This window comes from Nocardioides sp. (assembly GCF_025965415.1).
Classification (GTDB): Bacteria; Actinomycetota; Actinomycetes; order Propionibacteriales; family Nocardioidaceae; genus Nocardioides.
Window position 1 is genome coordinate 21,099 of sequence record NZ_JAOPWY010000114.1, and the last position, 14,034, is coordinate 35,132.

General features: G+C 68.8%; 8 protein-coding genes. All 8 read right to left on the reverse strand.

Annotated features, from left to right (window positions below; translation table 11 throughout):
• Positions 1-66: 66 nt before the first annotated feature.
• Entirely contained in the window at positions 67-2,151 is a 2,085-nt protein-coding gene (locus JWN97_RS12120; protein ID WP_297622840.1) for a M14 family metallopeptidase, read from the reverse strand.
• Positions 2,152-2,330: 179 nt separating this feature from the next.
• Positions 2,331-2,702 (reverse strand): hypothetical protein, encoded by a 372-nt coding sequence (locus tag JWN97_RS12125; RefSeq protein WP_297622842.1) that lies wholly within the window; start codon positions 2,700-2,702, stop codon positions 2,331-2,333.
• 220 nt (positions 2,703-2,922) lie between these two features.
• Complete coding sequence (locus JWN97_RS12130; RefSeq protein WP_297622844.1) at positions 2,923-5,544, reverse strand: thrombospondin type 3 repeat-containing protein; 2,622 nt, start codon at positions 5,542-5,544, stop codon at positions 2,923-2,925.
• Positions 5,545-6,161: 617 nt separating this feature from the next.
• Positions 6,162-7,733, reverse strand: a complete 1,572-nt coding sequence (locus tag JWN97_RS12135; protein ID WP_297622846.1) for an MXAN_6640 family putative metalloprotease — start codon at positions 7,731-7,733, stop codon at positions 6,162-6,164.
• A gap of 1,067 nt (positions 7,734-8,800) precedes the next feature.
• A complete protein-coding gene (locus tag JWN97_RS12140; RefSeq protein WP_297622848.1) occupies positions 8,801-9,457 on the reverse strand; it encodes a hypothetical protein in 657 nt (218 codons plus the stop codon).
• A 35-nt stretch (positions 9,458-9,492) separates the two neighbouring features.
• A complete protein-coding gene (locus JWN97_RS12145) occupies positions 9,493-10,977 on the reverse strand; it encodes a TraM recognition domain-containing protein (protein WP_297622850.1) in 1,485 nt (494 codons plus the stop codon).
• Between the two features lie 8 nt (positions 10,978-10,985).
• Positions 10,986-11,609 carry a hypothetical protein gene (locus JWN97_RS12150; RefSeq protein WP_297622852.1) on the reverse strand — a complete coding sequence of 208 codons (624 nt, stop codon included), beginning with the start codon at positions 11,607-11,609 and terminating at the stop codon, positions 10,986-10,988.
• On the reverse strand, positions 11,599-14,019 hold the full coding sequence (locus JWN97_RS12155) for a peptidoglycan DD-metalloendopeptidase family protein (RefSeq protein WP_297622854.1): 2,421 nt from the start codon (positions 14,017-14,019) through the stop codon (positions 11,599-11,601). Before JWN97_RS12155 ends, JWN97_RS12150 begins: the two co-directional genes overlap by 11 nt.
• Positions 14,020-14,034 lie beyond the last annotated feature (15 nt).

Here is a 14,034-nt window from a genome sequence, read left to right on the forward strand (position 1 = left end):
GACGTCACGACCTCTGCTGACGTCCCGTCCCGCCCGTCATTGAGAGGCGGGACGCCAGACTCGGGGTCAACGATTCCAGAGCTGCCCACACACCCGCAGGTCGACCTTCACGTGCTGCCCGCGCTCGACGACGACCGGCACCGACTGCAAGACCTGACCGTTCCGCTCACAGGTCAGCGTCCAAGCCTCGATCATCGGCGCCGTCGTCTGCTCGGTCGCGTTGTAGAGGCTCGCCGTGAGGGTGTACGTCGGAGTGACTGACGCAAAGTTGATGACGCGCAGGACATAGGTGCCGGGAGTCGGGGCGTTGATCGTCGCCTTCTCCTTCTCGCCGACGAAGTTGCCTGAGCTGCCGACTTCGGTGAGCGAGCCGTCTGCGTTCTTGCGGTAGACCTCGAGGTCGAGGTCGTCTGGGGTCGGCCAGTCGAGGACCACCTGGAGGATCTCCTGGTCGGCCTCGGTCACGACAAGCTCGTGGTCGACCGACTCGGTGGGGGCTGCGGTGCCGGTGAAGGTCTCGCTGCGGGTCGGCTCGTCGTCGAGGAGCTTGACGAGCCGTGCCTGGACTGCGGGGCGGGTCGACTGGTTGACGTCCCAGCTGAAGGTCTTGCCCGTGGTGGCCATCGAGCTCTCCAGCGTGTCCGTGAAGTCGTTCTCCGGGTTCCACGTCGGGGTGGAGAACTGCTTGCGTAGCCGCAGGGTGGCGCCGACGGGTGCCTTGCCCGAGATCACGGCGTGGCTGGCGCGGCTGACCGCCTCCTCGAAGGCCACGAGGTAGGCCTCGCGGTTGCCCTTGCCGGCGAACTGCCCGGCGCCGAGGTACTCGTCGACGACCTGCGCGAACGGCGGGTGGAACTCGTTCGGCCCGATCTCGAAGGTGTAGCCGTAGCCACCGGTGGCGTTGTAGGACCAGTCCTCGGTGGTGCCGGTCGTGTCGTAGAGCTCCCAGCCGTGAATGTTGGCGTAGCCGTTCTGAGCGGTCATCCGCGCGCCGAGCGCCTTCATCGCCTGCTCGTCAGGGGCGTCTCCCACCGGCAGCCCGTCGGGACCGATGGTCGTGGGGTTCACGCCGTTGGGTCGCAGCACCAGGTTGGAGAATGTGTGGTTGGAGATCATCATCGTGACCTGACGCGAGGAGATCAGCTGGCGCACGTTGCGGGTCTCGGGCTCCGAGAAGGGCGCCGCGCCGCGGTAGGTCGGGTCGGCGAACAGGTCAGAGGCGCCGGGGCCACCCCACAGCCCGCCATAGTTGCGGTTGAGGTCGGTGCCGACGAGGAAGCCACCGGGGCTGGTGGCGCTGAAGACCGCACAGCTTCCGTCTGGTGTGTCCTGGCCGTCGACCACGCGGCAGTTCTTGCGCTTGTACGCGTTGCCGGGGGTGCCGAGGATCGTCGCGGTGCCACCGCTGTCAACCTCACGCAAGTCGATCAGCTGGCCGTCGGTGAAGGACAGGTGGAAGCCGTCGGGGTTCACGACGGGGACGACGACCATCCGGCCGCGCTCGAGCAGACTGCTGATCCGTGGGTCACCGGCGCGGGCTCCCTTGACCAGGTCGACAGCGAACTCCATGGCGTGCTCGCCTGAGGGCCACTCGCGGGCGTGGTGGACGCCGAACATGGCGAAGGTGGGCCGGCCGTCGCGGACGGCGACGTTCTTCGCGATCTCGACGCCGTGCACGGTCCGGCCGTCGAGCGTCTTCTCCGGCAGCGTGAGCAGCTTGACGAGGCCGGGGTTGGCCCCGGCCATCGCCTTCATCTCAGCGTTGTAGTCGGCCAGGCTCCGGTAGGCGTTACGACCGGACGGCATTGCTGTCCGGAGGCGGGTCGCGGCGAAGAGGTCGTCGAGGCGGTTGATCTCTGCCTCGCGCTGGAGGAGGTCGGGGATGCGGACGTCCCACGTGAAGCCGGCGGCGCGGAGCTCCTCGCGGTCGGCCGCCGTGTGGAGCACGACCTCGACGTAGTCGTGGCCGGCGTGCTCGGTCAGGTCCAGGCCGAGGGCCTGCAGCCGGGACTTGTCGGCTCGCGTCGGTGTGTCGACCGTGACCAGGCTGGGCGAGAACTCATCAGCGACTCCGAGGGCGGTGCCTTGGGCCGGCGACGGAACGCTCAACGCGGTGGCGCCGATCGCGAGTGCGGACAGCACCGCAGCCATCGCCTGTCGGTGCGAAAGGTTGTGACGTCGCATGGAGATCCTCCGGAGGGGTGTGGGCGGCGGTCCTCGCCGCATGAACGATCAACGGTGTAGTCGCCGCGGCGGTCTGCGTCACCCGTTCCGGGCGACACGAAGCTGTGCGGACGTCGACCGGTCGCGCCCGACGCGACTGCCGTCCTTCAGCCGGGCACCGTCCGGCACTCAGCGTGCGCCGTACGAAGGGCGCGCTGCCACCCGTCGTGGTCACCTGCGTGGCCTGCAGCGTGGGCTGCCTGAAGCGCGGTGTCGAGCTCGACCAGCCCGGTGTCGGACTGTGCGGCACGACCGGACTCGATGATCGCTTGGTCGAGCAGGAGCACGGCCACTGCGTAGCGCGTCCGCTCGTCGAGCTTCGACGCCTGGGCCGCCTCCGCGGCCTTGCTCAGGTAGTCGCATGCCACCTCTGCATGCATCAGGGCCCGGGCGTCGACGGACGACGCACCGCCCGGCTGTGAACCGTCGGCCGTGGTGCCCGGCGCGTCGGCCCCCTGCAACGCCAGGACAGCGAACAAGACCAGGACGAACGCCAGAGCGAGCGCCGCTAGGACCGCCCAGCGCGCTCCACCGGGCGCCGGGGACGGCGGATCAGCGGCTGCGCGCTTGCGAGGGTCGCCGCTGCCTCGGGGGGTACCACATGGGGGGCTCAGGGTGGACGTACCTTTCCAGACGTTCGAGGAGCCGCACGTGACGACGATGGACCGGCCCCCAGGGACCGGCCCACCGTCATCTGCTTCACCCGACGAGGGCGGTGCTCCTCTTCTTCTTCTTGCCCGGGTAGGAAGCCGCGTCGTACAGATCCGTGCCGTGCTTCTGCTCCTTGGCGTTGGAGTGCCCGTCGCCGTCGATGTCGTTGTCGCACGCATCGCCCAGGCCGTCCCGGTCGAGGTCAGCCTGGCCCGTGTTGGGCTGCTCGACACAGTTGTCGCGGGTGTCGGCGACGCCGTCACCGTCCCGGTCGGTCCCGGGAGCCGAGTGGACGACGTTCCGGACGTCGGTCGCGAGCACCTCGTCGTCCTGCGTCCAGACCGTCTTCAACTCGTGGGCCCCGGCGGGCACCGTGACGTCGATGGCGAACACGTCGGGACCATTGCTGGACTCAACGTCCTGACTGCCCATCTCAGCACCGTCGATGTACACCGTCACCGTCTCGTCGGAGGGCACCGGACAGCCGCTGCTCCCGGGTGCGGGCAGGTCGGGGCACGCGTCGCTCCCGTCGGCGACGCCGTCGCCGTCGGTGTCGGTGTCGACGGGAGTCTCACCGTCAACCGGGCCGTTCGGCACGATCGTGGCCTGCAGCGTGTAGGTGGTCGACGGCACCCCTGCTATCAGATAGGGGTCGACCTTGATGTCCAGGGTGCCCTGCACGTCCGCGAGCACGAGCCGCTCGGGCTGGCCGGCGGTGGCCGCCGAGCCCGATGCGGCACCGGTCACCGTCATGTCGAGGTCGCTGGCGTCCGGCCAGGACACCAGCAGCTCGACCGTGCTGGTGTCTGGCACGGCCAGGGTGAACGTGTGCCCGGGGCCTCCGGTGGCCCCGAGCGTGCTGTCGGTGACCATGAAGGTGTTGCCGCCGGGCTGCTCGAGGACCACCGGGTTGAGCACGCTGCCGCGGGTGGTGCCGCCGCCCGTGGCCGTGGACGAGCCGGTGCCGGCAGGGGCCTCCGCCCCAGCGGGTGCGGCTACACCGATGCCACCCAGGTCGGGCGCCCGGTCGTCGGCCACCAGGGTCCACATGTGCGACGGTGAGCGGTAGCTGGTGAGCGCGAAGACGTCGTACGGAGCGGTGACCTTCGCGGCGGCCAGGTAGCTGCGGGGTATGCGGAAGGTGACAGTGCCGGCGGCAGCGTCCCAGGCCGACCAGTCGCTGGGCAGGTAGGTCTCCATCGAGTGGTCGTACGTCACCACGTCGCCTGGAGTTCGCGGGTCGGGGACCGTCGACTCGATCTCGCGGCCGTCGATGCTCACCCCGTACTTCGCGGCACCGGCGACGCCGTCGGGCCACAGCTCCTCCACCTTGACAGTGGCGACCACCTCGAGGTCGGTGACCTCTACCTGAAGGTGTGAGATGTCGGTGACCGGGCTCAGCGAGTCGCCGAGCCCGTCGTCGTGCGAGGAGTTCGGCGATGTCGGTGCGCCGTCCTTGGCAAGGCGCTCCACGGTGCCGGCGACCTGCACCTGGCCGTCCGAGGTCTCAGCACCGTGCGCCGGTGTGCTGATGGTCAGCGACGGCGTGGTGGTCTCGACCGGGTCCGGGGAGAAGTCCACCGGGTCGCCCGGAACGAGGCCGAGGTCGGGCTGCGGGCAGTCCCACACCGAGCCGGTCGAGGAGGCGTAGAGATGATCGTCGGGGTGTTGGACCTGGAAGGAGTTCGCTCCGTCGCCGGCCACGTCGTTGGGTTCCAGCCGGTCTGCCTCGGTGACCTCGCCGTCGCCGTTCACGTCGAGGTAGTTGCTCATCCGGGTGGCGAAGGCCTCGACGTTGAGGGTGGAGACACACTTGTTCTGACCGGCCGGGTCGGCGCTGTAGGCCATGATGTCGGCCGTCGGGACGGGCCCCCAGGCGCCTTCGGCGCCGTCGCCGACGTGGCCCAACGTCAGGCAGTGGCCCGTCTCGTGCAGCACCAGGTCGTAGAGCGAGAACGTGTCGGTCCTGCCGGGCACCGGGTCGATGGCACCGTTGACCGAGAAGCACACGTTGCCACCCTGGCCGCCACAGTCCTCGACGTAGGTGCCGCCGCGGGTCTCATGGTGAGAGTTGAAGCCAAGGACCATGTCCCAGGCGTCCATGTCGAAAGGATTCTCGATGTTGGTGCAAGGGACGCCATTCTCGTCCACGATGCCCAGCTCGGCACCGAGGTAGACCGGGTCGACGCCGATGCCGATGCCCCCGACGGGGTTGGTGGCGATCACGACGATCTCAGGGTCGACCAACGGGTATGTCGTCAGCTCACCGCCGTTCTCGCCGGTGAGATCGATCTGGTCGACGGTGACGTGGAAGTCAACACCCTCCTCGAGCCAGTCCAGGCCCATCTCGTCCGAGAGGTAGTCGATGCCTCCCTCCCACGACTTCACCGCCTGGCGCATGATCCGCATGTCACGCTCGGCGGTCGGCGAGGCCGGCACGAGGATGGCGACGTCCACCTGCGGGGAGTCCAGGGCGTTGAGCCCCAGCTTGCCGTGATAGCAGATGTTGTCCGGGTTGTCCCGGCTCATGTCCTTGACGCACCCGGGCGGCAGGTTGCCGTCACCGAAGTAGGGGCCCACGTAGTCGTCGGCCGGGCTGGCCTGGGCGGGCGCCGTCGCGATGGTCGCTGTGGCAACCAGGGAACTGCTCGCCAGGAGTGGGGCAAGCACGAGGGACGAAAGTTTGCGCAAGGTCGGTCCTTTCGAGGCGCCCCTGGGGTTTGGGCGGCTGCCGGGTCAACGCCGCATGGTGATCGGCGTTACGGCCCGTGCCAGGCGATGCACGCTGCTGCAGTCGTGGACCCGCTCCTGCCGTTGTCGTCCCGCAGTGTGGAGGCGCCCGGGTCAGCGTCGCTTCGTGGTCAGGGTCTGGGAGTGGATGCAGGTCAGTGCGGCCCTGACGTCGACCATGCCGCTTGGATTCGATTGGGTCTGCTGCAGCATGAGGTGTCGGGCCACGCCAAACATGTGTCAGCTTGAATGCACTCAGAACGGAGCTGTTGTCGCCCGCCAACGTCGCAAAGGGAGTGTGCCCGTCGCGATCCAGACCGCCCTGCCATCGAGGCCAGCCGCGGTCGCTCACCCCGCTCGCTTGGCCGCCGGCCTGACATGTCTGGCATCCATCGCCGTAGCCCGTTGCGCCGCCAACGGGTAATGCACAGTCAGCGATCGGGATGGCGGGCATCGGCAGCAATCAGGGCGAGACGCGCTCTAGGCAACGTCAGAACTGGTGACGAGCTGTCAGGGGACCGGTCTGGCTCAGGCCTGGAGGTACCCGACGGTGCAGGTCACCGGACGGCCTGGAACCGGATCTCCGCGACCAGGCCGTCGTCGGGGCTGACCCCGCCGCAGGCATAGATGCTGAACGAGCCGCACTCGACCATCGTCGTGCTGCCGTTGGCCACGGTGACCTCGACCGAGGTCACGTCGTCGGCCGCAAACGGCACCGTCACGCTGCCCTTGCCCTGCCGGTTGACCGACACGTACGACGTGGTGCTGGTGCCGTCGACCCGGTGGACCGTCACGGCGGCTTGGGCGACGTCGGTGGCGCGGAGGTCGACGCGGACCTTGAGCTCACGGCTGCCGGCGAAGGGCAGTACGGCGCCGGTGGCGCTGGTGAGGTGGTCGAGCACGGCCGTACGTGCCGCGGAGGGCATCTGGCGGGAGAGCTGGACGGTGTCGAGGGTGTTCGGGGCGGTCGGGTAGAACTGCTCGACGGCCTCCTCGTACACGCCTGCCGGGTGCTGGTTGGCGGCAGCAAACGCGACGGACTGCTGCGGCGTCGAGGTGCCGCGGGCAGCAAGCACGCTGTCCAGCGCCGTCAGCGAGAAGGCAGGGTTCGAGCCCTGGGTGGTGTCGAGCGCTTCCCAGACCTCACGGACCAGGTTCGGCACACCGGCGGTCTCGTCGTCGTGCTGCTCTGTCAGGTAGCGCCAGAAGCCCCAGTTGCCGTAGGCGGTGAAGTCGAAGGTGTCCAGCGGAGTGGACGGGCCGGCGAGCGGATAGCCCAACGTGTCCGGGTCACCCATCTGGCCGTAGTTGAGGAAGAACGCGTTGTCGTTGACGTCGTCGTACAGCTCGTCCTCCATCGCGGTCGCGGTCGACTCCATGAGCCAGCCGTCGTCCTCGGCGTCGTAGGCGAACTGGACCGCGTGGAAGTACTCGTGCGCGACGGTGACCTGCAGCAGGGAGGTCGGGTCGAGCCACGGGGAGTTCGCGTAGTCGTTGTCGAACCCGCAGTAGCCGTACCAGGCGCTGCCCACGACCGGACCGTCGGCATCGGAACGGCAGAACCCGAGGGCGCCGTACTGGTCGAGGTCGCCGAGGTAGAAGTCGGTCCGGGTGTCACCCTCCTGGCCCTCGTCGGGCAACGGGGCGCGGAACCCGGCGGCGGCATAGACGCCCGCGACATGGGCGATGGTCTCGAACGCCGCCGCGGCGAACGCGGCAGTGCTGGCGTGCTCGCCCTCCTCGACCCAGTGCAGGCAGAACGTTTCCCCGCACTGCGTCTGCAGGTCGGCGTCCTCGCCGTAGTAGATGTCGCGCGGGTCGGTCGGGTCGTCGGGCGGCGTGGTGGGTCGCAGCAGCAGGCGCTCGGCATCTGCCCGGTCGTCGCCGCGCAACGCGTGCTTGGCGACGAAGAGGTCGCGCATGGCCAGGGTGAGGTCCCGGTGGCGGGCGTCATCAGTCTCCCCGACGACCGCGGCCTCGACCGCGGCCAACGCCGCCTGGGCCGCCACGGCTTGGGCGGCCCGGCCCGGCTTCCCCGCGGCGCCGGCACTCGCCGGGAGGGCGAGTGCCGGACCGAGGGTCAGGGCAAGAACGGAAGCGAGCAGGCCGGCCGTGGTGCGAGTACGCATGGGATCTCCTGGTCAAAAGGGGTCCCGGGCAGTCTTGCGTGGATGCCGGGCCGCGTCCGGTGAATCCACGCAGCTCCCAGACCTGACTTCTCCCGTGGAGTGTGCAGTGCCGCTCAGAGGCTCGTGGAGGGTGCGAGACCTCACGCCACTTAGATTCCTGGCACACGGCTCGAACACAGTTCTGTGCCGCTTGGTAACAGCGCACTTGTATGGCAGGCGCCCCCAAACGGGAGCACTACTTTGGGGGGCCCGGGAAGACGATTGCGAATGCGACCGTGGGGGAAGCATTTCGATGTCCATCGGCAAGCAGGCCATCGTGCCCCCGCCCGATACCGGTCAAAGGCCGGGCACGGCCATGTGACCTCGGTCACAACTGATCCGTAACAATCCCAGCGCTGCCAATCTTGTCGCTCAAGGAGCTGCCAACCCCTGTGGTCGGGCGCCGGAACCTGAGGGAACCGGTATGACGATCGGCGGCTCCGAAGGCTCGTCGGGTCAGGGAGCTGGCCTGCGACTTGACCCGGCGAGCCCCGTTGACACGCATCTGCCTTCGCCGCGCACGCTCCGCGGAAGATCCGGGCATGCCCACCGTCACCGCGACAACAGACCGAGCGCGTCCCCGCTGTCTCGGCTACACCCGCCAGGTGAGGGCAGGGCAGAAGTGGGTGCGTAACCGGGATCAGCACCAAGTGCTGGAACTGGATCGGGCAAGTCCTTCTTGATCGTCTTCGTGATCGCGAGCACTGGAAGGTCGTTGCTCCGCCTCTGGCATATGGGATCGGTTGCGGTTCGGTGTCGTCTGGGCCAGCTGCGAACATGTCGCGCCCGTACACGCGTCGAAGCGCCGCCTTTGACTGTCAAGAAGACGCGCGCTCGCATTGAAGTCAGGCCTCGAGCAAGCGAATCAAAGAGTCTGCCGTCGTCCCGATCCTCGGCCGAGGCCCTAACCGAAACGGTCCCTTGTGCCTCGGAGAGTGAGTCAGTGTGCGCCGCGAACAGCTGCTAGTGGCCAGCGAGGCGGAGACCAGTCCGGAGCGGAGTCTCGAACATTGACGGCCTGCTCGTCATCATTCGTGCGGCCCCTTCGTGGTCCGGGTGCGGGGGAAGGTCTCGTCTGGTCCGTCACCGATGACCTCGCCGGTCTCGCGGTCGACGACCACGAGCCGCGGCCATTCCGAGACGTTCGTGCCGGGGCTGGGTGTCTTCGAGAGCGCATTGGCATCCTCGGCGAAGAGGTCCTGTCGGCGCTGCGTCTGGGACGTCGCGGTGTACTCGCTGTGACTGGGCCGGCCGGGCCAGGGCGCGTGGGCGTCGTCGCAGCGCCCGCGCAGCCGGTTCTGCATGCGGTCTACGAACGTAGGTAGGCAGTAGCGGTGCCATTCCTCCAAGGCGTCGCTGGTCTTGGCCAGGACTGATCGGCGGCGCTGGTCGGCGATCACTGCAATCTCGTGGATCAGGTGTGGGTGTTCGGGCCAGCACGGCGGTACCAATGCGTGCGCACCCCAGGTGTACTCATGGTTGAGCCAGATCACTACCTGCTCGAGCCATTCCCACACCTGGTGCCGCAGACGGGGGTCGGTGCAGGTGCTGGGCTCCCAAGGGCGCGGCAACTGCGAGTGCGGACCCAGCGCCTTCTGTTCTGCAGGGGTGCCGTTGGCCGCGACGTGCAGCTCCCAGTACGCGAGCCGGACCAGCTCTCCTGGTTGGGGAAAGGGCAGGATCATCGGCCTGTGCTGGGGGCGTGGCTCTGGGCGGGCGGTCACGAGGCGGCGCTCCGGTCGTCGTCATGGCTGAATCCGAGTCGGCGGGCTTCGACCTGTGCCGCGGCGGTCCGCGCTTCGGGCGTAACGGTTTGGCGGCTGCGGTCCCTGGTGAGTTGCTGTCTCAAGGCTCGCTGCTGGGCCAGCAGGTCGGCACCTTCTTTGCCTTCGACACAGCGCTGCAGCTTCGCGATGATGGGTTTGCCGTTCTCGGCGATGACCAGTGCTTTGCGTTCGGGCAACTGGCGCACTTCTTCGGGTCGCATGATCGCGATGTCGTCGCCGGAGTAGCTGCGTCCTGCGCCGCGGCCTCCGGAGTTGTGGGTGACGCGACCGACCCGCACCGTGCCCAAAAGGTCAGAGATCTCCTGGTTGAAGGAGACGTCCTTGGAACCACCGAACATGACCAGGACGTTGGTCAGTCCCAACAGCGCCCGCGACTCGTGTTCGCCGAACAGCGAGGTGAGCTGGGCGCGGGTCTGCGCCGCGTAGATGAACGACAGGCCCAGCGCCCGTTCGTTGGCCATCCGGGTCCGCAACGTCGGCAGCGGTGCGGTCGAGGGCAGCTCGTCGAGGCACGCGAGCAGCGGTGGGCAGAGCCGGCCGCCCCACGGTGACGTGTGGGCCAGCATGAGAGCGGTGTCGAGCACGTGCTCGGCGACTGCGGTCATCAACGGGCTTGCCGAGGCGTAGGGGTCCTCGCGGCCGAGAAGGTAGATCGTGCCTCGCTGGTCGATCACCTCGGCCAGATCGGTGGCGGGTCTTTTGTGGCTGGGGACGCAGCGGCGTCGGGTGTCGGCTTGGAAGAACAGCGACAGCGCCTGCTGGACAGTGGTGACGGTGTTCCCGGCGGTCCGATGGTCGCCGTTGAGGGCTCCATGGAGCAGTCCGTGCCAGAAGGGTTCGGCATGCGGGTGTCGGCGCAGGATCTCGGCGGGGTCGGATGCCGCAGCGGGGTTGGCGACCCAGCGGAGCAGGTCGTTGAGGGTCTTCCCGGTGAGGGCTGCGGCGTGGAAGTAGCCCTGCAGGACTTTGGCGGATTCCGCTGCGTAGAAGCGGGCGGCGTCGTCGCCGGTGCCGCCGTTGATCGCGCCCTTCACCGTGCCGGCCGTGAACGCCTTTGCGCGTCGCTCGGCCACCTTGGGATCCACACACCCGGCGATCGGGTCCCACACGAGCTCCTGGACTCCCCCACCTCCAGCGGGGCCCCACAACCCGTCAGCCAGACCGAACGGGTCGAGGACGACGCAGGGCCGGTCGCCCGCTGATCGGGAGGTGAGGCTGAGCAGAAGGTCCTCGACCTTGGTGAGGGTGACCAGCGCCGCACCCGGGGCTCCCAGCAGAGCCGGAGTGAGCAGGTCGAGCGTCTTCCCGGACCCCTGCGGACCAATCACGCCGGCCGTGCGATCCCAAGGCACCCACAGATCCCCGCCACGCGGCTCGTGCGCCCGACCGATACGCCAGCCGACGTCCCCGGCGTTCACGCGCTGTCTCATCGCGTCTCTCCCCGATCGCGGCTCACCATCAGCCAGGGACTGCGGCGTTCGCCGTTCGGGTTGAACGTCGACCTCAACGGGTCCTGCTCGATAGGGGCGGACAGCAGAGCGGCCTTCTTGCCGTAGACATCGGGTCGCACCAGCGCCGAGACCTTGCCCAACTTGGTCAGCCCCAGGAGTTGCTCGGCCTCGGCGGCCGACGCCATCCCTCGCATGCGCCCCGGTCCCCACCGGGTGGCGCACATGACGCCCACCCAGGTCGTGAGGCTGAGGAACAGCACTTCGATGCCGGACACGGCCGCCCACACCAGCCACGGCGGGGCCAGCGCATCGGGCGCCGGAGTCGGCAGCCCGGCGGCAGCGTCTCCACTGAGGACACCGGGCAGGCTGGTCCAAAATTGTGCCCCAATCGGTGAGGACACCTCTACACCGCCGATGCCGGCGGAGGTGTCCGCGTAGGTGTTGGCGGCGGGCCAGGTCATACCGGCCCCGGCGACCAGGTTGGCCAGCGTCCTGCCGACCTGGATACCGAGGACGACGCAGAGCAGGACCACAACGGTCACCGCGGCCGGGATCTCCCAGGTCCACGGGTAGGGCGTCTTGAGTCGTTCACGCTGCATGGTGTGCCTCCTGCCCACCTATGTCGCTGCGGGTGGTGCGGGCGGTCACCCGGCGCGCGATGGGGCGTGGTGCGTGTTGGGCGAGCCAGTCGCTGGGATTGACGTTGTCGGGGCCGTAGATCGAGCCGTTCTCCAGGTGCACCTCGAGGTGCAGGTGGCATCCGCGTGAGTTGCCGAGGTTCCCGGTGGTGCCGATCCGGTCGCCGGCGGCGACGACTTGTGCGCGGCTGACCGTGACCGACTCCATGTGGGCGTACCACGTCGCTAGTGACGTCGGCCCGGTGGCGATCTTGACCAGGTACGGGCCCGCCCATGACTGCGTGGTGTCGATCTCGACCGTGCCGGCGTGGGCGGCGTAGACCGGGGTGCCGCAGGGCATGGAGAAGTCGGTCCCGGTGTGCCACGACGACCAGCTCGAGCCCTCGGCGTGCCAGTTGTGCTGGTCGCTGCCGACGTACTGCTCCGGGACCGGGTAGACCACCTCAGCGCAGCCCGGGGTGCCGGCGACGTCGCCGACACTGTCCACTGAGGTCGCCGGTACGACGTTGATGTACACGTGGTCGCGATGGATCTCGGTGGCGTTCCCCCGGTCGTCCATCGGCCGCCAGCCCTCTCCGGCGCGAGCAGCGGACCAGATCCGCTGGTACCAGATGATGTAGTCGACGCCGAGCCGTCCGGCACGGGAGCGGGCGTACTCGGCGAGCGCTGTCCCCTGCGCCTTGCCCGCCGCTGTGAAGGGCACCATGAAGTCGGCCGCCAGTCCGGAGGGGTGTCCGTTCGGGTCGTGGGCGGACTCTCGGTACCCGCCGACGGTGTGGATGCCGAACATCGGCGCGAGGATCCCGACGAGTCGTGCGAGCTCAGGCGTCACGGGACCGAGGGCGTAGCCAGCAGGCTGGATCGTGCATGCGCTGCTGGTGCTGGTGGTGGCGCACTCCCCCGTCGACGTCGACGTCGGCGTGAAGGAGGTGGTGAGGTTGCCGCTGACAATGGCGGCGATGTCGCCGGCGACCGTCTCCCACGCTGCGTAGGCGCCGCGGAGGTTGTCACTGGGTCGTTGAACACGAGCGGCCGCCTCGGTCAGCGAGAGCTGTTCCCAACCGCTGACGTCGAGGAGCCCGGGGTTGGTGGTGTGCGGGGCTCGGCCGAAGAACGCCTGCGTCGCAAGCGCGGGGTCCGTGACGTTGGCCCTGGTGCCCCATCCAGTCGAGGGCCGTTGCTGGAACAGGCCGGCGGAGTGTGCGTGACCCCCGCCGAGGTTGCGCAGGCCAGACTCCTGGAGCGCGGTCGCCAGCGCGATCTGCAGCCCGAAGGTGGGTACCTGCAGGTCGTCGGCCACCCGGGCAATCTCGAGCGCGTTGCCCGCCTGCTCGGCGGTCAGCGAGGGAAGGCCTGGACCGAGGGGCAGCGCGGTCAGCTGCGTCACCACGTCGCTGGCCAGGCTGGGGGTCGGGGTGGGGGTGGCGGGCGCTGCTGGGCTGGTGGTGGGTCCGACGCCGTTCATCGCGAACTTGGCGGCGATCCAGGGGTGGTCAGACTGCATCGGCCCGGACCAGCTTCGGGTGAGGGTGACGCCTAGCTGGTGTGGGTAGAAGATGAAGTCGACTGCCGCCGAATGCCAGCCATACCCGGCCGCGCTCATCTTCGCGACCGCCGACCACGGGAGGTCGGTGTAGGTGGCGTGGGTGTTCATGTCGCCGGCGACGAGGACCGGTCCGTGAGCAGCCAGCGAAGTGGCCAGCCCGATGAGGGTGTCCATGCCGTGGCCGTACTGCTCGGCGCGGGTCAGGGGCGGGTGGCCGTGCTGGCGGGGGTACTTGTGCGGGTTGATCATGTGGTGGGTCGAGAGCATCGACACCACCGCACCGTCGGCGCGTTGCAGCATCGTCCAGATGACGTAGCGGTCCCACACGATCGGGCGACCGTCGTAGAACCCCCGGTCGCCGTCGACGATCGTGACCCGGCCGCCGGCGACGCGGGTCCAGGTGTCGGTGCGCCAGGCGACGACGTTGCTGATCGACTCCCGAGCGCTCGAGCCGGGGACGGCGTCGGGTTCTCGGTAGGCCGCATAGCCGGGCGCCGCGGCCTCGATCTGCGCGAGGCTGCGCCCGGCCATCTCGTTGAGCGACACGAAGTCGGGCCGGGTGGAGAGCACGCGCGGCATCGAGGCGTTGAAGCCGACCATGCCGACCCGGTTGGGGATGTTGGCGTGCGCAACCACGATGTCCCCTCTCACGGGCCCGCCCACCGGCCCCTCGACCGGGACGGTGCCGATGGTGGTGGGCTGCGAGGCCTCGATCGAGCATTCGGTGGCTGCGCCAGCGCCCATGGACACCACCACGGCGGCCGCGAGCGGTAGCCCGAGCAGGATCATCAGGACGGCGAGGGTCGCTCCGAGTGCCTTCTTCACCGATACCCCTAGGCC

Bases quoted from the DNA above. Each gene is read 5' to 3' on its own strand.
- JWN97_RS12120 (WP_297622840.1), bottom strand. From the start codon at position 2,151: ATGGCTGCGGTGCTGTCCGCACTCGCGATCGGCGCCACCGCGTTGAGC.
- JWN97_RS12135 (WP_297622846.1), bottom strand. From the start codon at position 7,733: ATGCGTACTCGCACCACGGCCGGCCTGCTCGCTTCCGTTCTTGCCCTG.
- JWN97_RS12140 (WP_297622848.1), bottom strand. From the start codon at position 9,457: ATGATCCTGCCCTTTCCCCAACCAGGAGAGCTGGTCCGGCTCGCGTAC.
- JWN97_RS12150 (WP_297622852.1), bottom strand. From the start codon at position 11,609: ATGCAGCGTGAACGACTCAAGACGCCCTACCCGTGGACCTGGGAGATC.